Genomic DNA, 17691 nt, shown 5'->3' with positions numbered 1-17691 from the left:
TCGAAGGGGCGATGGGACAATTACAGACTTCTGGCGGATCATCCCCGGCTAGACGGCCTTCCAACCGCTGTCGCTTTCGAGATCTCCGCTCGTGAAGAGGTGACACGAATAACTTGCGTGGCTTGATCGTTGTCGGGGCGGATGGGCACAGTCGATTATGGCGATCAATCGGCGGCTATGGCGAACAATTGAATTTTAAGACCCGACAACCTGGAGTTACTGATGGCAATGACGATGAACGGCTCGGTCCGGTTGGAAGCCGCACGGGAAGCGGTATGGGCAAAACTCAACGATCCGGCAGTGCTGAAGGCTTGTCTCCCCGGTTGCGAAGAGTTGGAGCAGACGGAGGACGGCGGCTTTCGGGCCACGGCGAAGATCAAAGTTGGGCCCGTATCAGCTCGTTTCAGAGGGCGGGTTACTCTGAGCGATCTCAATCCGCCCAATGGATACCGCATAGCGGGCGAGGGTGAGGGCGGCATTGCGGGGTTCGCCAAGGGCGGGGCAATCGTGGTCCTTCACGAAGACGGCGATGGCACGGTCCTGACCTACGATGTTGAGGCTCAGATAGGTGGCAAGCTTGCTCAGCTCGGTCAGCGCCTCATCAATGGCTCGGCCAAGAAAATTGCCGACGAATTCTTCGGCAATTTCGCAAAGGCCTTTCGCGTAAACTGAGAGAACTCAGGCTGTTTATTGCGGACTATGGTCCGGCAGACCTGAGAATCGTGCGGCAGATCAAGATGCTGGGCGCCGCCGGGGTGAAATTGGAAATCATCCGACGATTGCTGCCGTGTGTGACCAGTGACAATCCGGCATTCAAGCCGTGCAATGACCTGCGACGAGGCTTGTTCGAGCGGCGGGGCGCAACGATGAATTCCAAGCATGCTGATGACGATCCGCGCACGCCGCTTCACGCATTTAGCGCAGTGATCCGCCCTAGATGGAATCGGAACGCGCGCTGAGTGCCGTCGTGTTCTGCCCTGTCAGGGGACCCTTTGCCGCTCATCGGCCAGATCTAAGGTGCACGAAAGCCTCTGCGGGGACTGGATAGGAATGGGATTGCAGTAAAATAGGTCGGATCTATAATAAAAAGGAAGAATCTGGGCTCGCGTCACGAATAGACGAGTGAGGAATAATCGTTCCAGCTAGGGTGCAGCGCCCACGCTGGGCTAATCACATCAATTTGGCCGCGTCATCTCTCGGTGGCGCGGCTTTTTCCTGGATGGTCGGTGAGGCATAGGACTTTGGCCGATCGTTCACTGCTGCGGGCAACTTAGCGTAAAGGGCAGATTGTGAAGCCGCGGGGAAAGTCGCTGGTGATGAAACGCGGCGTTGTCGTTTGTGGGATTAGAACCAGCGCGACGTTAGAGCAGGCCTTCTGGGAAGGTCTGAAAGAGATTGCCGATGAGCGAGGGGACTCCGTCACCAACGTGATCGCTCAGATCGAAGAGATGCGCGGGTGCCCAAATTTGTCATCGGCGATCCGGGTCTTCGTCCTCGGACATTTCGAGATAGGTCATCATGATTAGAACTGGACGTCTGCATCGGCCACATGCGCATCAGTACGAGCCGCTCCCCCCTGGACTCCCGGGTGGCTGAAAGATCCGCAGTACGAATGGGAAGATGGCCAAGCCGCGCTTTGAGTCATTTTTCCGAAGCGCAGACGATCTGGCGCATCCATTAACCGAGATTTCGATGTATTTATATCGTTGCGAGTTCTAAGTTTCCGCGATCTTCTTAACTTAGCCGATTTTCGCCTCGGTTCGAACCGGACCTGTCCATGCCAATTGCCAATGGGCTCTATTCGATACGCATTTCGATGGATGGAGAGGATCGCCGCCGAGCGTCTGGCATTATTCACTTGCAGGATGGAACGCTTATGGGAGGCGACAGCTTCTTTTATTACGCAGGGACCTTCGATGCCAAGAATGGACGATGGCGCGGCGAGTTGATGACGCGTCAACACACCGATGCGCCGGGGAAGAACCTCTTGTTTGGCGGCCGGGAAGTCAGCTGCGGGTTCTCGGGATCTTATGCCGGCAAGACTGCAAAGGTCGAGGGCACAGCACTTGTCGGCAAGGTCAGTGTTGCTTTCAGGGCTGAACTACAGCTGCTTATACCAACGCAAGGCTGAATCCGACATTCGTGAGCGCACGTCGGGGACGCCAACTGGAGCGATTGAACGAGCTTTTCTACGCATCAGGACGCCGCGGGGTGTTGCAATGGGAATGAGATGATCTGGACACAGCCGTCAGTGTTTTAGCGCCTGCTTTTGCCGTGCAGTTTGTCTGGCCTCATGCGGACGAAGACTGGATGGCGAAATTTACCGGCCGCGCTGAGCTCCATGGCACTAACCTCGACAACCTGCCCAATGAGTGTGCCGGCATTTGCTTCAGCCCAGAGCGCGACTCGTTCCTCGTCTGAGAAGCCAGAGCCGACGTCTCCGAGTGCAGTGGCGATGATCCCAAGGCGACCAGCATGTTTGCCGCGCCCTTCACTGAATCCGGTGATCGGCACATCTAGCGTCTCGTGCGGCTTCACCTTGATCCATCGAACTCCTTGGCGAAGGACGACGCCTTCAAATCCTGATGCTTGTGCACTGCTAAGCGTCGCAAAGATGTCTTCGGCAGATGGGTCGATCAGGGCGCCGGCGTTTAGCCGGCCGTCAAGTATGTCGAGCCCGAAGAGGTGTTCGCGCAGGATCGTTGGAGTATCCGTTTTTCTGAACTTGGTGCGAGTTGCTCTGATCGTGTCACGAAACGAGCCCACATAGAGTTCGCAGTCCCGAGGGCCGCCTTGATACGGCGGAATATTATAGAGGGGCTTGCCTGCGCGGCTGATCCACCCGAATTCGTCGTGCCAAATGGCCCGCACCCCGTCCACCTTGAGCGTTACGTGCCAGGTTCCGGCCAATGCTCGCCGATTCCACGAGATTGGCTTGTTGATATCTGGGCAAATCATCTGCAATTCCTTTCAGCATCGGCTGACAGGGATTCGATCGACGGACCATTAAATTGCCGCGGGGTACGCCCGTTTGGGAGACGGCCAGATCGGAGGTATTGGCGCGTCGCTGGCGATTGAGGCGCTGAGCTAGCGCTATGAGAGATCGTTGCGCAGAAGCTTGCGCCCGCCGAGCGCCGAGGAATGCGCCACCGATTATCCCGGCAAAGAGCTGATCATTCAGCGCATGCTGGAGACCTTGCTGGTCGAGGCGCTTCGCTGGCGCAGCCTTGGCAACGAGGCTGCCCGGGAGGCCTGTTGAGCGGGATGCAGGATCCGGCGATCGCCCGCGCATTACAGGCGATCCATACCGATGTCGGCGCCAGCTGGACAGTGGCAGAGCTTGCGAGCATGTCGCGCTCTGCCTTCTCGGCCCGGTTCGGTGAAGTCTTGGGATGCGCGCCGATCGAGTATCTGATGCGCTGGCGCATGGCGATCGCAAAGGACGCTCTAGCCCGTGGCAACAAGACGCTAGATCGGATCGCAGAGATTGGCTACGAGTCTGCCAGCGCCTTCAGCACTGCGTTCGTAAGCGCCTCGGATGCCCGCCCGGCAAGTTCGCGCGCGCCGCAGCCTGAGCCCATACATCGCGAGCGCTTCTACCCGCTCCGAAAGGCCAATAGCCTGTTTAACAACGCCTGCTGCCTGTCGCTCGGGTAAGAGCGCGTCGCCGGTCTGTCATCGTTGACGTCTTGCTAAAAAACATAGTTAGCGGATCGTAAAGGGGAAATTTAACGAATCTCGCCGAAGCTGCGCGCAATCTTGGTGCGGTGTTCGAGTGGGGCCCATGACCAGAGTATCTGTTGTCGTCGCTTCTCTGCTGCTTGGCGCAAGCCACGCGGTCGCTGCGGATTTGCCGGAATACGGTCAGCCTTATCCCCTCGCGGTTTGGACATGGGCCGGACCTTATCTCGGCGTCCATATCGGCGGCGGATTGGGACAATCCAGATTTACAGATAGCAATGGCCCGGCCGTTTATGGCGGCGATGTCCGAACGCCGACGGCTTTGGGAGGCGCGCAGGTAGGCTTTAATTTTCAGCCGAGCCGGAATCTGGTGCTCGGTGTCGAGGCCGATATTAGCGCAGTCAGCTCCAATGGCACCAATACGTGCCTTGCGTCATCCGGCTATTTCCTGTCGGCCAATTGCCGCGTGCGGCAGAACGCGCTGGGCACCGTTACAGGGCGCGTTGGCTTGGCGACTGGCGAGGCCGGACGCACCTTGATCTATGGCAAAGGTGGCGTCGCTTGGCTCAATCAGCAGATTGATATCAATACCAACCCGATTGACCTCTCGACTGGCACAAAGAACAGCCAATGGGGCTGGACCGCAGGCGTCGGCATCGAACGGGCGGTGGCGCCAGCTTGGTCGGTGAAGGTGGAATACGACTATGCCGGTTTCAACAGCTTCGGCATGTCGACGCCCGGCAGCTATTTCCAGCCGTTTCCGCCCTTTGCGCTGTATGGGACGACGTCGCCAGGCAGCACCAGCGTTTCGCAGAACATCCAGACTGTCAAAGTCGGGCTGAACATGAAGTTCGGCGGCGAAACCGATGCGCGGTGGGACGATGCCGAGAACATGCATCTGCGCGGCTCCCAAAGTGTTGAAGATCCGAGCATGCGCGGCGACATCGAGATCGGCGGACGCGTCTGGTATTCGTCGGGTCGTTTTCAGAAGGATCTCGGTGCAGGCACCGATCCGGCACAGCAGAACATCCTGAACTCGCGACTCACTTATGAGAGTCCGGCGGTCTCTGGCGAAGTGTTCGGTCGTGTCGATGGCCTGGCCGATTTCTTCCTCAAGGGCTTCATCGGCGGCGGCAAGTTGCTAAGCGGCAAGATGAACGACGAGGATTGGATGCCCGGCTACGGTGTTCCCTATTCGAACACGGTGTCGGACCCCGTGCAGGGCAGTATCGCCTATGCTACGGTCGATGTCGGCTATGCGTTTATCCGCGGCCCGGGAGTCAATGTGGGCCCGTTCATCGGCTACAATTATTATCGTGAGAACAAATCGGCCTATGGCTGCACGCAGATCGCCAATGCGACCGTCGCGGCACCTTGTGTGCCGGCGATCCCTGGATCGACGCTGGCGATCACGGAGGACGATACGTGGCATTCGTTACGAGTCGGCCTTAACGGGGTCGTCATGCTGAACGATCGGCTGAAACTCACCGGCGATGCGGCCTATCTGCCTTATGTTCGCTTTTCGGGCGTCGACGACCACGTGTTGCGCAACGCATATGATACCCGTTCGCCGGAGAGCGGCGAAGGCAGGGGCGTGCAGCTGGAAACGATCCTCTCTTATTATGTGACGCCGTCATTCTCCGTCGGTGCAGGCGCGCGCTATTGGGCGATGTGGGCCACGGAGGATGCCAAGACCAATTTCTTCGGCACGCCATGTCCCTGTCAGACCCTGCCGGTCCGCACCGAGCGCTATGGCGGCTTCCTGCAAGCGGCCTATTCGTTTAATACCGACTAAGAGGCGAAAGCCGTGGCCGATCGTCCGATGCGCCGCGCTTCGATGCCGCTGACCTCCGGGAATTTTGGTTCGCAATTGTCGTCATATCCGACCGAAAGTCTCAAGATCAGCGGCTCTCTTTTGCTGTCACGCCCTCAATGCCGACCAAAGCCGGTAATGAGTGGCACGGCCTTCGCGGTAGCCAAGGCGTGACGGCCGGGGCGGTGGCCCATCCGATCAGCTTGGCGGGATCAACTGTGGATCAGCAAGCCATTTGACCCCCAATCGGCTATCGATGTCGACCCCACCCGTGTCGTCGATGTGCCTAACACTGTGTGGGATGACACTGTGGACTGGGTCACGGTTGGGCGCCGATCCGGGTCAAGGTTCGGAGCCGATACACACCGAAACGGACCTCCGACCGAGCCTAGCGCATCTCACAAACCAGTTTTGGCGCAACACGGTGGCCGCCCACGGCGACTTATCAACGCGCGGCAGGTTAGCGGACCGGCAGCGCAGTCCCGCAGCCGGCCGATCGGATTCGGGTCCAAGCCTTCCCGCAGTGTCAGCTTCCAGGCTCGCCAACAGGCGTGCCTGATGGCTTGACGTGGTCGGCCAGTGACGGCCGCCGGCGCGGTCGGCGGGAAACCGATAAGTTAGCGCTTACGGGAGGGCCTTCCCCTTGCGACCCCAGCCTAGGTCTCGGCCGACGTCTTCTGCGGTATCGTAGCGCAAGCGGCGCCAGGCTCAGTGATGTTGACGCCCGCGAGTTTGGGGCGACCAGATCATGAACTGGTGCCGTACCGCGCTCAATCATCGCACGCGGCTCACGTTTGGCAGCCGGAACGGAGCAGCATCGCATCCGCCCCGATAGCTTGATATGACGCAATCCAGTCTTCGGTCAGACCCGCTACAAACCGGGGAAGCAGAACCGCAAAGGGGTATCCTCATGATCGATCATATGGGCATCAGCCCTGCCGATATCGAACGTGCGCGGCAGTTTTACGACGCTGCGCTCGAGCCACTCGGCCTCACGAACGTAATGGAAGTGACGTCCGAACAGACTGGCGGCTATCACGGTATCGGATATGGCAACGGCCGAAAGCCGTTCTTTTGGTTGTCCAGCGACATGCGGCGTGCCGCTCCGGACGGTCCACGCGGAACGGGTATCCACATTGCGTTCGAGGCCGAAAGCAGAGCAGCGGTGGACGCCTTCTACGCGGCAGCGATGGCGCAAGGCGGCCGTGACAACGGTCTTCCCGGCATCCGGCCGCATTACCATCCGGCTTATTATGCAGGGTTCGTGATCGACCCCGATGGCGTTAACGTCGAGGCCGTGTGCCAGATACCAGAGTGACGTAGCCGCCACTGACCGATGGGCCCAGGCCTCGCTGAAAGTGTGACGCCTCACCAAGCGCTTTGCCCTGAACAGACGATGGAAGCGGCTTTTGTCTTAGCACCAAGACCATAATGAAGGGCTATCTGGCGGAGACTGAGGCCGGTGGCTTTTTGGCATTCGCCGCAAAGAATCCGACAGGACCTTTATTTCCCGAGTTAAAGCCCGATCCCTTTGGCTCTCGTGGAGGCACAGGCACGAAAGTTATTAGTAAGTGGATCAGGTCGCTCGGGATCATCGATAAGCGTATCTCGCCAAATCATTCGTGGCGCCACCGGCTCAAGACGCTTGGTCGGCGTTATGGGCTTGCCGTTTGACTGACGCCGGCCCAGCTCATCGTCTTCCGTACAATTTGGAACCCGCAGCGATCCAACGACCAGCCACCTCGGCCGGCTTTCTGTCGGGCCTGAACCCTGCTGCCGCCGGCACGAAGACGAAAATGCTTGCAAAGGACTGGATAGGGGAAGACGTTGCGAATCCTTGCTATCATACAACCCAAGCGGGGATTCCACGGTTACAGCGACTGTCGTCCAGACAGCGCCTCAACTTCCGCTGACGGCCGGCGACAGCCTACCTTCATGACGGATGTGCGCCGTGGATTGGGACCAACAAATGATCACGGCTCATCGGCATAGATGGACCTCGTCCTTTAGATCAACCGAATGGGCCGTCTAGGGGTCTGCGATCGGGTTGCCAGGATCTGTGAACGCGTTGCCGATTTCGCGACCAGGCGGAGCGATGCATTTTTCACGTGGAGTTGCCGGAAGCGAACCATGGCATCAATGTCCACGAAAGTGGTGCTCGTCTGCGCGTCGGCGGGATTTGACACGACATTGGCTGGGATCGCGTCCTGCCATCCTTCGGCAACACGAAACGCCCAGACGATATCACTGAAAGACGTAGGCGCGTAATCGACCCGTCCTGTGAACTTGGTCACGAGTTCGCCTGTGATCTCGCAAGGCAACTGACCGGTTTGGCCCGCCAAGAAGGCAAAATGCGCCTCTTTGGATTGGATGACCTGCTGATGGACGCAGTCGCGACAGGCATCGATGAATTCCGTATTAAGGTTCACCGGACTTCGCGTAATAGCTTTAATGAAGCTGAAATCTGTCTCGCTCTGATCGGTTCGAGCGACCCAGAAGCCGATCGTCTTGCCGCCATTGGTGTAATTCACCCGTGTCACAAAATACGCGATTCCGCATCCGATTTTAGAGGGGCCTGCTGAATAGACTTCGTCGAATCTCTCAAGCAAGGCGCATAGGTCATTGTGGTCGGTCGGATCGGTGATGGGTGTGTCGTAGGGATATCGATCGCGGAGAGCCCTAAAATGCGCGCGCGCCTCTTCCTGCGTTGGCCATTCGCGGCCATTTGAGAGTACGACTGGTTTTCCGCGCCCGCCCATTATGCACTCGTCCAGATCATCCGCCCCTCGACCGAAAAGCCAAACCTACAATGCTCGTCTATGCCGGCGCAGCGTTCGGACGTCGTCGGTTGAGGCCTTGGGCATCGCGCCACACCGTACGTAAGTCGTCCGGTGAAGCGATGCTAGCAATTTTCGTATCGATGACCGCGTCACGCCAGACTTCGACGGGGCTTGTCTCGAGGAACGACCGGAATTTCGCGCCATCTTCAGGTGTCATCGCGCCATTTGCTGCGTCATATTGCTCCGCAATACGGGACGCGACCTGCCTGGGGACGCCCAAAATCGAGGCGAGAACCGAGGAGGGCGTGTTGACGCCGTATTGGATATAAGCGGGAAGCATGTGTTCTTCGCTGTTGAGATCAACGGCTTCGCTCGATTGCATGTCGCGGCCGCGTATATATGCATGAGCTCCCCATGAGACCGTTTGAGAAACTTTACCGAAGACATAACGTCCAGCTTTTCGGAGCCGGTCGGCATCGTCACTCCCAACAAACAAGGAGGAGATTTCCTGCACGGTGCCACCATTGATCCAGCGATGGACAACATCGGCGACCGCTTGGGTATCGATCGTGCCGTGGCCGTATTCGATGGCAAGCGACAATTCGGGAAGCTTTGCAAGCGCGTCGATCAAATGCTTCAAACCGTCCGCACGTTTCAGCGTCGTCGCGTCGCCGCGTGCAAGAACCGGATCGGACCGAATATTTGCATAAAGCTCATCAAAGCTGAAGGATGCGAGACCTGTCTGATCAGCGACCTTCATATAGCTTTGTTGCTTCTGGGCGACCTGAGCGATGTAGCGGCGCGCCAAGCGCATCAACGCATTCCGGGTAATCTCGGATCGCCCTGCAAAGCTCGCGGTCACCAAGCGCTCGAGGTCGCTTGAGGTTTGCTGAGCCCCGATCCGGGCGACGGAATGCCCGATATATTGGATGAAAGGCCGGATCCCTTCATTTGAGCGGTAAATCGCTTTAACCTGGTCGGCCTCTTTGACGCTCTGAATGGCTTCGGCCAGCGCCGAATGAACCTTCTCGCTGAGATATTGCGTGTAGCGAAGCCAATGATTTCGATGGTTCGAACTTGCAAATACAACGACGCCCTTTTCGGACATGCCGACGCGTCCGGCTCGGCCTGCGATATTCCAGAATTCGCCAGGGGTGAGCGGCCCGGCATTTGGTTTAGTCACAGAGTGCACGACGACGCTTGAGACCGGGAAGTTCATGCCCTGGGCGAGGGTTGTCGTCGCTGCAATAAAATCGAGAGTACCGATCGCAGCAAGGCGCTCGACCAAGTAACGAAGCTCGCTGCTCAGCGCTGAATGGTGGAAAGCGACGCCTTTCCGGAGGCATTGAACGAGATCGCTATTCTCTCCATAGTCATTGGTCGCCAAAGCCAATGCGACCCGGAATTCAGCGGGTGCTGTTTTCGGATCAACTTCGGATTTGTCATTCGCGATCTCGAGCGCTGCTTGCTCTGCGCGCACGCGTGAGGAGGGGAACATGACAAGGGAAGGGCCCAGGGGGCGCAAGCGGCGGCTGATCGTTATCGCGCGCTTTGCAATGGAGGGATTACCCCGCATTGTGATTCGTTCGGCATCTGACAAAACCATCAAAGTCTTGGAAAGCTCAGAAGGCCGATGCGGCTCCCGCCACTCGATCTCAATATTTCGATCTTGGCCTTTGCCAGCAATGGTGGCGATGCCAACGATAAGCCGCGAAGGCCGCCATTTGACATCGACCTCATTGCCGCGCTCTTCGCTCAGCCAGGATGCAACTTCCTTGGCGTTTTCAATGAACGGCGTCAACAAGAGCAGACGAATGTGGGCGTGTTCACGGCGGATATTGGCGAGGAGCAATTCGAGGCGGGCACCGCGCTCGCCGTCTTTGAGCAAATGGGCCTCATCGATAATGACGAGGCGGATGCCTTCGAACCACTCGGTATGCGCGCGCAGGAGCAAATCGAGCTTTTCGGGGGTCAGCACGACAACGCCTGCGGCCTTGTTGAGGAGCGCCTGCTCGAAAGGATCTTCTTCAAAGGCGCTGCCGGCAGCTGTCACGTCGACGCCGAGTTCGGCAAAGTCAGCCCCAAGCGTTCGTCGCACCTGAGTTGAGAGGGCTCGGGTTGGCGTGACATAGATGACTTTGGCGTCGGCATAGCCGGACAAGGTCTGCAGGATGGCGAGTTCGGCCATAAGCGTTTTGCCAGAGCTCGTCGGCATCTGCAGAACGATTGCTTCGCGTTGCGGATCGAGAAGATTGCGCGAAAGCGCCTCTTGCTGGGACGGCAACATGCTGAACATTGCGCCGTCTCGGCTGAAAGCGCGAATAAGTGCGTCGGTCTTCTGGTTGATGTTGGCGCCGCTGGCGAAGATCGAGTCTGAACGCAGCTTGCTTGCAATAAGGGTGACAGAATTTGTCCAGGTTACGAGCTCTGGGTCAGATGTGAGCGTCGCATATTCCAACGCTTTGCGGAGGAGCGTCTGCAACTCCGTTACAACGCTCAGGGCTTGCCCGCGATCGCCAACCACCTGGCCGGTAAGAACGTAATCAGAAAGGACGATTGTCACCTGCGCTGTGTGATAGAGGGCGAGCAGGCCGAGCGCCGTCTGTTCACGCCGATCGGTGCTTTCGAGCATGGCCCTATCCATGGTCGTTTGCAATGCCCGCAGGTCGTTGACGCTATCACGCGCGCTTGCGATATCGCCACGGCCTGACTGGCGGGCAATCAGGATCAGGGCGCGGGTGATAGCATGGCGAACGCGATCGGCCCAAGATCCATCTTCTTTCCGCGCAATCACATCAGAAATCTGCGCAAGCCCAAGGACGTGTCGCAGTTCGGTCGGCCGGCGGGCCCAGAGCGCAGTGCAAGTGGTAAGGAAAAGATCGTGGAGCTCGATGCGTCGGCTGCCTCGGGCAGCGAGCACGTAAGCGAGCCATTGATCGAAGACGGCACTCGCCTGCTCGTCGGCAAGGCTCCCGCCCGACGCAGGTGCCGCAATGATATTGTTCATCTCGACGGCCGTGACCCAGCGCTCGAATTCGAGCATCGCGCCAAGTTTCAGTTCGATCAGCGAAGTATCGTCCGTCGCTGCTGAAGTATCGCCAAAGCCAGATTGGAAGATCGCGTCGTCCATTTGGTCGACGAGAAGTCGTTGGTTGGTAGGATCGAGGATGTTGTTGGGATCAACCATTCTGGCGAGCCCTGGTCATGGCCGTGCGGCCGAATTCGGTAAGCTCGGTTCCGATCGACAAACTCATGCCGCGCGCTTTGGCATGGAGGAACGATGGCGTCGCCGCCCGCAGCGTCGTCAGGTCGTCTTCATTCGCCTCGACCGCGCCGCGAATGATCACGGGCGCCAAAATCGTATTGGCAATTTTTCCGTTGGTCGTGAGTTCAATAATCATGTTCATCAGAGGAGCGCTGTATTCTGTGTCTTTGCAGCGCAGCACGCAGGCGATGAGGAAGCCTTGTAGCTTGGTGTTCGCGATGACGGCTCGACCACATTCCACAATAAGTTCACCGGCAACGCCCGGTGGCCGGCTTTTGTCTTCACTTCCTTTGACTTGGATGAGGACAAGAGCGAGTTCGGTGCCCATTTGCATGATCGACCAGCCATCGAACCCCAGAATCGGCTGGTTACGGTTCCCCTTGGTCGCGTGTAGCGTTGGCGGCGTTGCCATTTGATATACGGTGGCAAGCGCGGAACGTGCTACGAGTTCGGCCGTCTCGGACCGATAATTGGTCATCTGGGCAGGTTTTCCACCTTCCGCAGCGGGATCCGGGAGGGAACTTCTGAAGGCTGCCATCAAATGGTCGACGGCAAATTTGTTGGCTACGCTATCGGCCGGGTCCGGTGGGACGATGAGGGGCGCATTTTCCGCCAATTCACGGATTTCTTGCTCTCCATAGGCATCCCTGATCGCCGTGACCGTATGCTCCAGGAAGGGATCCGCGATATTGGTGATGTCGCAGGTCTCTTTGACGACCGCCCACACGTGGTCGTCCGCATCTGGGATCAAAACGCAGTTCGAATAATGCAACCTTAGGCCCCCGCTCCCTCAGGCACAGGTTCCACAATCGCCCTTGAGCGTCAAGCGTGGTCGGCCGTGACGTCATATGCCGTTGATCGTAGGCGCTCTAGATTCGCTACGGCCGGGATGAGTGCATCTCAGGCCACCCTCCACGTCGAGTCACACCCGGGAGGCGTTGTGACGACGAGCGCGTCGAATTGGACGACCTGCGCGCGTCGCTTCGGAATATGTCGCAGGCCCAGCTCGACGCTGGCGAGGTTGCCGGGTTCGTCGCCAATATCAAAAGTGGAAAGTTCAAGGAGCAGGTGCCGGATCGGCTGGCGCTTACGTTGCTCTGGTGACTACAGGGGTGCCCATGGCCGCAACCTTACTCAAATGAAGAAAAGAAATGCGAAACCGCTACTCAAATTTCAGCTGCGGTGGCGCTAGCGGAGTGATCCGTCTGAGCTGCTCGCTAAATTGCTGCGCAACTAACTGTGCGATAGCGCCGTTCATCGATCGTTCAAGCCAATTGTTTCATACAGCGACTGAAGCATGGGTTTTTGCTCAGAGATGGTTTTTTCTTCCATATGGATCGCCCGCAAGACCCAGGCAGCGTCAGCTCGTTGCAGATCCATAATGAAGGGCCGATGTTTTACGGCATAATCCGCATCTTCTGGATCGTGCGCATCGATAAAACAGAATACCGAGATGCTCGTCGATATGGATTGATCGGCTACAAAGCACGAATATCCAGCGCCTTCGGCTGTCGATAGAAAATTATCGATTGATGTTATGTCACGCACGGCAGCTTGAGATGCGACGCGCATGCGATCATCGGTTTGAAGCACTGTTTGATAGGATCCGTGGCTGGTAAAAGGATTGTCGATGAAGGTTTCATATTCGAGGACGCTGAGTTCCTTACCTTCCACATTGACGCGCTTGAGGTGGAGAGCGCTGTCGCCTGCCTTTCCGTGGAATTCGAAGGTGATGCGGCGCGAGCCGACGTAAGCGGGACATGAGGAGAAGATTGCAACATCGGCGGTTTCGGCCTGGATCGCTTGCTTGCGCCACGTGCAGGTTCGAGTTGGAAAGTGCCGTTCCCAGAGTGAGCGGTCGCCGATGTCTATCGGCCGAGTTCGCGGAGCCCATGCCTTTATCGAATAAAAGCTTCGGAAGGATTGCTCCGCTACCGGATCACTCTCCGGATGTTCAGCGAACGCTGATGATGCCGACATCAGCAAGAGAAACGCAGCTGCCGGATATTGGAGAAATCTCGTCGTACCTCGCATGTCGTTGTCCTTCACCGGCCGGATTGAGTGAGATACGCATCGACCTGCGCGGTGTACTGAGAGTAAAAGTTCACCACGAAGAAATTGGGATTTCCAATAGCGATCTGCCGGTTTCGTTGCGCTGCGCCCGTCAATACTAACGCGCTAACTCCGCCAACAATTGGCGATTCGAATGCGACGTCGATGTTCCGATCTTTCAAGAGGCGGCGACGCGCAAAGGTCAAGGTGTAGTCATCAACATTGACCTCGGCGGTGCTGCCAGAGCTGAGGGCAACAGACACATTGTTTGCAGTCAGTATTGGACCGCAAAGAAAGGTGGCAAGAGGCACGCCGCCTAAGCCATCTTGCACAACTGCCTCTCTGATCTCGGCGGGCACCCGGTGCTTTGACAGGAGTAAATCGCACTTGGCGTTGCCGCGGGCAGATTCTAGTTTGCCCAATCGACTTTGAATCTCTTGGAAGTAAGAGTTTTGGTCGCGGAAGGATAAGGTCGGGAGACGAAAGTTATTGTTTGTGGCAAGGGTCCGTAACCTCTCGCGCGCCTCGTCACTATCAGGAAGTTCTTGAATTTCTCGAATGAGGCCGGGCAACTGCTTTGCAGATTCTTCTTCCTGGCGCCGTTCAGCGTTTTCTTGTTCGGCTATCTTCATAAGTTGAAACCGTCTTTCGCAGTTGCTGCGAACCGCCAGGCGGACGGCGATGTCCCGGTTTGAACCCCAGATGCCGCGACAGAATGTGCGTAGCTCGTCCTGCGTGTTGTAGGCTTCGACCTTCGCGACCAAACTGGCTTCAGTCTCGCTCGACGCTGCAGCGCCTGTGGCTCCAGAGCTCCGTTGAGCAGGCTGTGGGGTGGTGTCTTGCTCTCGCGACCGAGGCTGTGCTGCTGAAATCTGCGATGGCTGTGCCGTAGGGACAATATTGCGACTTTCTACGCCGCTGGCAGACATTGCGTTTTGTAGCTTTGTCAAACCTTCAAGACGTTGGAGATAGGCGAGCTGGATTCGGGGATTTTGGCCGGCCTGCGTTGCACAGTCGGAAACCCGTCGGCGCAAACTGTCGAACGTCAGCGCATCCCAATCGCGATACTGGACGCCAAATGGCTTGCCATCCATTGACCAGGATTGTCGGGCAATCTCGGATTGGGCAACCTGGGCACAAGTGAGATTGGCGATGTCATTGCTCGATGCGGCGACCGGCGCCACCGGGATCAACAGACCCGCGGCGGCCACCCAAACCAACTTCATGAGAATCCCCCGTTGCCTAAGCCGTTCTCGCGCACTCGGAATGGAGGGCGCGGGCTCAAATCGTGTTAAGTGTGCAATATAATGCGTCGCATTAAAATGCAACAAAATGCGCATTGGCTGCATGTCAAGCGACGTGCGCAAACTGGTTGGAGAGAACGTAAAGAGGGTCCGGATCGCTGCCGGCATCACTCAGTCGGAGCTGGCGGCACGCATGGGGGTGGACCGGGCATATGTCAGCGGTCTGGAACAGGGGCAGCGAAATGCAACGATCGTCAGCCTTTGGCATGTTGCTCAAGCTCTCAATGCGGCTATCCGGGAGTTCTTTGAGCCGCTGGACCCGAAGAAGGGTGAACCGCCTCCGAGAAGACGGAAGCGTGCGACGCCGCCTGCTTAATATGGGATCGACAGTAGGATGCTGATCACGAAGGTGACTATCCAGGTGACTCCATAGCTCGGAAGCTGTCGCAGACGCTTGGACCTGATGAGGAGGTACGCGGGGGCGAGGATGAAGCCGAACGTGGTGAGCCACTTATCAGAATAGCCAGCTCGCTTGAGTTGGCGTTCATCGGCTAGGCACAGAGCAGCGTTGATAACGACCGGGACGAGGAAGGCGAGGAGGTCCAGCCCCCGGTGCGGCTGGAGCGGATCGTCCATCTTAATAGCGTCGATCACACCGCCGAACAGTCCGTATGGGATCGGCGCAATGGCGACGATCCAGACGAACGCATTGTTGATGTTCGAGGCGGCGACTGGCGGTGGAGCGTCCTGGAGCGGGACTCCGAGTTCAGTAGACTTGAGCGGCTGCCAGTCCGACAGTCCTTTGCGCCAGACGGACGTATCTCCGCTGATACGGTTTGACTGGAGGAAGTCGAGCAACGCACTGGCGGGAAAGGGGCCCTTACGCTGGCCATTTTCCGTGAAGTACCAGTCTTGGACGGTCGTATCGTGATCGTTGGTCGTATCGCTCATTTTTGCCCCAGCATTGGCTTCGAGTATAGGTCGCTTGAAGGTTTCGATCTTCTTGCCGGTAAGTTTCGGCTAACAGCACGCAAGATCGCTCTGGAAATGACCGCTTCAGCCTTCCGTATGGTCGTCAAATAAAGTCGTAATATCGACTATAATCCCTAGAGACTATATGCCCGGTATTGCTGAGTCTTGCAATGCGAGACTGGGCTGTTTTGTTTGGGAAGAACGTACGCAAGCATCGCCAGCAACGCGGGCTGACGCAGGAGCAGCTCGCCTTTGAAGCCGAGCTAGACCTGACCTATGTCGGGGGGATCGAACGTGGGAAGCGTAATCCAAGCCTTCTGGTGATGGCTCGCATTGCAGACGCGCTATCCGTCAATCTGATCAAGCTGCTTCAACAGTAGCCTCGCGAGGCGCTCTTTTCAGGAATGAGATTAATATGACGCCTTCGGCATATCTCTGACGCTGATGTAACGAACAGCGGCAGATCTGTGGATCGGAGAAGCGCCATTTTCCTGAATTCTTTGGAGATGGTGCTTTGTCCCGTATCCCTTATGCTGCTGGAATCCGTAACCCGGGTGGACTCGGCTGGTGTTTTCCATGAAGCGGTCGTGGATGACCTTGGCGACGATGGACGCCGCGGCAGCCGATAGGCTGATCTGATCGCCGCGGATGATAGGACGCATCGCTGCTGAACAGGCTATAGCGAAGGGCCCGTCGATCAAGATAAAATCCGGGCGCATTGGGAGATGTTGGACGGCCTGCGCAAGTGCCCAAAGGAACGCTTGATGGACGTTATCGCGATCGATGCGGTGGTGCGAAGCGAAGCCGATGCCGACAGACGAGGTGGCCTTGATCTCTTGGAAGAGAGCTTGTCGACGAGAGGGCGAGAGCCGCTTGCTGTCGTCGATGCCGTCGGGGATTCTGTGTGGGTTGAGAATGACTGCAGCCGCGACCACCGGGCCCGCGATCGCGCCGCGTCCGACCTCGTCGCAGCCAGCCACGTGATGGAAGCCCTCGCGATGAGCTTCATGTTCGAGATTGAAGGTAGGTTTGAAGATCTCCATTCGTAGATGAATGGATGATCTGTGTAGGAGCTGGCTGACCTGCGGCGAGCCTGTGCTAGCGGCTAGCTGGCGCTGAGGAACCGGATTGCCTCGCGGTGGAGGTCGTCGAACACGGCGGCGGTGAGCGGACCGCCATAGACCGCGCCGGTGTCGATGTTCAACCGGTTGGGTCTAATGTCGGGGCGCCCGTTCGGCAGGGGCGTATGTCCATGAATAACGAAAAGCTCGAACAAGGCGGTGGAGGAGAGGAACGGCTCTCTCATCCAGAGGAGGTCATCATCGTCCTGGTCATGAAGCGGGCGGTCGGGATTGATGCCCGCGTGGACATAGATCCGATGTTGGTCTCGATATAATGTCGGCAGGGTCCGGAGCCAATTGATATGTGCTGGCGGGAGGTCGCGCGCGGAGGAGACGCCGTAGCTTTCGAGTGTGCTCTGGCCGCCATGGGCCAGCCAATTATCGGCCCACGCATCGTCATCGTGAGCCGCGAGGACGAGGTCCTCATGATTGCCTTTGAGGCAGATGACGTGATCCGGATCGGCGCGCTGGAGGTCGATAAGGTAATCGACGGTCTCACGGCTCTTCGGCCCACGGTCGATGTAGTCGCCAAGGAAGATGAACTGCATCGGGCGGCCGGCCGCGTCGTCGATGCTCTGGGTGATCAGCATATTGACCTGGGTGTAGCAGCCGTGGATGTCGCCGATGCAATAGGTCCGTGTCATGCCGTTATCTGGCGTTTGGATGAACAGCGAGAGGCTAAGCGTCTCGACTGCGCTCTGGTGAGAGATCGCGCGTACCGCATTTGGGACATTCGTCGTCATAGGTTGCGGACTTGAAATCG

The 17691-nt window shown here is 57.7% G+C and carries 18 protein-coding genes and 1 pseudogene; 10 read left to right on the top strand and 9 right to left on the bottom strand.

Annotated features, from left to right (window positions below):
- Nucleotides 1–222 precede the first annotated feature (222 nt).
- From AB8B02_RS19100 to AB8B02_RS19085, 4 genes are all read left to right on the top strand, one after another.
- Complete coding sequence (locus AB8B02_RS19100; RefSeq protein WP_439064870.1) at nt 223–672, top strand: SRPBCC family protein; 450 nt, start codon at nt 223–225, stop codon at nt 670–672.
- A gap of 50 nt (nt 673–722) precedes the next feature.
- Nucleotides 723–959 carry a hypothetical protein gene (locus AB8B02_RS19095; RefSeq protein WP_439064869.1) on the top strand — a complete coding sequence of 79 codons (237 nt, stop codon included), beginning with the start codon at nt 723–725 and terminating at the stop codon, nt 957–959.
- Nucleotides 960–1316: 357 nt separating this feature from the next.
- Nucleotides 1317–1526 (top strand): ribbon-helix-helix domain-containing protein, encoded by a 210-nt coding sequence (locus tag AB8B02_RS19090; RefSeq protein ID WP_439064868.1) that lies wholly within the window; start codon nt 1317–1319, stop codon nt 1524–1526.
- 251 nt (nt 1527–1777) lie between these two features.
- Complete coding sequence (locus AB8B02_RS19085) at nt 1778–2131, top strand: GrlR family regulatory protein (protein WP_439064867.1); 354 nt, start codon at nt 1778–1780, stop codon at nt 2129–2131.
- Nucleotides 2132–2256: 125 nt separating this feature from the next.
- Here AB8B02_RS19085 and AB8B02_RS19080 read toward each other — a convergent pair whose 3' ends face one another.
- On the bottom strand, nt 2257–2958 hold the full coding sequence (locus tag AB8B02_RS19080) for a hypothetical protein (protein ID WP_439064866.1): 702 nt from the start codon (nt 2956–2958) through the stop codon (nt 2257–2259).
- A 175-nt stretch (nt 2959–3133) separates the two neighbouring features.
- Between AB8B02_RS19080 and AB8B02_RS19075 the strand changes: the two are divergent.
- From AB8B02_RS19075 to AB8B02_RS19065, 3 genes and pseudogenes are all read left to right on the top strand, one after another.
- Nucleotides 3134–3575: pseudogene (locus AB8B02_RS19075) on the top strand (helix-turn-helix transcriptional regulator); the annotation flags it as partial.
- A gap of 209 nt (nt 3576–3784) precedes the next feature.
- Entirely contained in the window at nt 3785–5476 is a 1692-nt protein-coding gene (locus AB8B02_RS19070) for an outer membrane beta-barrel protein (RefSeq protein ID WP_439064865.1), read from the top strand.
- A 928-nt stretch (nt 5477–6404) separates the two neighbouring features.
- Entirely contained in the window at nt 6405–6812 is a 408-nt protein-coding gene (locus AB8B02_RS19065; protein WP_439064864.1) for a VOC family protein, read from the top strand.
- Nucleotides 6813–7500: 688 nt separating this feature from the next.
- On the opposite strand, the gene AB8B02_RS19060 is transcribed toward AB8B02_RS19065, so the two are convergent.
- From AB8B02_RS19060 to AB8B02_RS19050, 3 genes are read right to left on the bottom strand one after another with little or no spacing between them, the layout of a single operon-like run.
- Nucleotides 7501–8253, bottom strand: a complete 753-nt coding sequence (locus AB8B02_RS19060; RefSeq protein ID WP_439064863.1) for a DUF3223 domain-containing protein — start codon at nt 8251–8253, stop codon at nt 7501–7503.
- Nucleotides 8254–8311: 58 nt separating this feature from the next.
- Nucleotides 8312–11461 (bottom strand): DEAD/DEAH box helicase, encoded by a 3150-nt coding sequence (locus tag AB8B02_RS19055; protein ID WP_439064862.1) that lies wholly within the window; start codon nt 11459–11461, stop codon nt 8312–8314.
- Complete coding sequence (locus AB8B02_RS19050) at nt 11454–12266, bottom strand: hypothetical protein (RefSeq protein ID WP_439064861.1); 813 nt, start codon at nt 12264–12266, stop codon at nt 11454–11456. Before AB8B02_RS19050 ends, AB8B02_RS19055 begins: the two co-directional genes overlap by 8 nt.
- A 233-nt stretch (nt 12267–12499) precedes the next feature.
- Here AB8B02_RS19050 and AB8B02_RS19045 point away from each other — a divergent pair, with 233 nt between their 5' ends.
- Nucleotides 12500–12643 carry a hypothetical protein gene (locus tag AB8B02_RS19045; protein ID WP_439064860.1) on the top strand — a complete coding sequence of 48 codons (144 nt, stop codon included), beginning with the start codon at nt 12500–12502 and terminating at the stop codon, nt 12641–12643.
- Between the two features lie 150 nt (nt 12644–12793).
- On the opposite strand, the gene AB8B02_RS19040 is transcribed toward AB8B02_RS19045, so the two are convergent.
- Both AB8B02_RS19040 and AB8B02_RS19035 read right to left on the bottom strand, forming a co-directional pair.
- A complete protein-coding gene (locus AB8B02_RS19040; protein WP_439064859.1) occupies nt 12794–13573 on the bottom strand; it encodes a hypothetical protein in 780 nt (259 codons plus the stop codon).
- Nucleotides 13574–13584: 11 nt separating this feature from the next.
- On the bottom strand, nt 13585–14817 hold the full coding sequence (locus tag AB8B02_RS19035) for a hypothetical protein (RefSeq protein ID WP_439064858.1): 1233 nt from the start codon (nt 14815–14817) through the stop codon (nt 13585–13587).
- A 121-nt stretch (nt 14818–14938) separates the two neighbouring features.
- On the opposite strand from AB8B02_RS19035, the gene AB8B02_RS19030 reads away from it, so the two are divergent.
- Entirely contained in the window at nt 14939–15211 is a 273-nt protein-coding gene (locus tag AB8B02_RS19030) for a helix-turn-helix domain-containing protein (protein ID WP_439064857.1), read from the top strand.
- On the opposite strand, the gene AB8B02_RS19025 is transcribed toward AB8B02_RS19030, so the two are convergent.
- Nucleotides 15208–15786 carry a DUF4339 domain-containing protein gene (locus tag AB8B02_RS19025; RefSeq protein WP_439064856.1) on the bottom strand — a complete coding sequence of 193 codons (579 nt, stop codon included), beginning with the start codon at nt 15784–15786 and terminating at the stop codon, nt 15208–15210. The genes AB8B02_RS19030 and AB8B02_RS19025 overlap by 4 nt on opposite strands.
- Before the next feature lie 191 nt (nt 15787–15977).
- Here AB8B02_RS19025 and AB8B02_RS19020 point away from each other — a divergent pair, with 191 nt between their 5' ends.
- Complete coding sequence (locus AB8B02_RS19020; protein ID WP_439064855.1) at nt 15978–16187, top strand: helix-turn-helix domain-containing protein; 210 nt, start codon at nt 15978–15980, stop codon at nt 16185–16187.
- A 30-nt stretch (nt 16188–16217) separates the two neighbouring features.
- Here the strand turns inward: AB8B02_RS19020 and AB8B02_RS19015 are convergent, their stop codons facing one another.
- Both AB8B02_RS19015 and AB8B02_RS19010 read right to left on the bottom strand, forming a co-directional pair.
- Nucleotides 16218–16850, bottom strand: a complete 633-nt coding sequence (locus AB8B02_RS19015; protein WP_439064854.1) for a ribonuclease HII — start codon at nt 16848–16850, stop codon at nt 16218–16220.
- Nucleotides 16851–16912: 62 nt separating this feature from the next.
- Complete coding sequence (locus tag AB8B02_RS19010; protein ID WP_439064853.1) at nt 16913–17671, bottom strand: metallophosphoesterase family protein; 759 nt, start codon at nt 17669–17671, stop codon at nt 16913–16915.
- Nucleotides 17672–17691 lie beyond the last annotated feature (20 nt).

This window comes from Tardiphaga sp. 862_B3_N4_1, assembly GCF_051811085.1.
Taxonomy (GTDB): Bacteria; Pseudomonadota; Alphaproteobacteria; order Rhizobiales; family Xanthobacteraceae; genus Tardiphaga; species Tardiphaga robiniae.
Note: the sequence above shows the minus strand (reverse complement) of the source record. Positions and strands in the feature narration are given on the sequence as shown.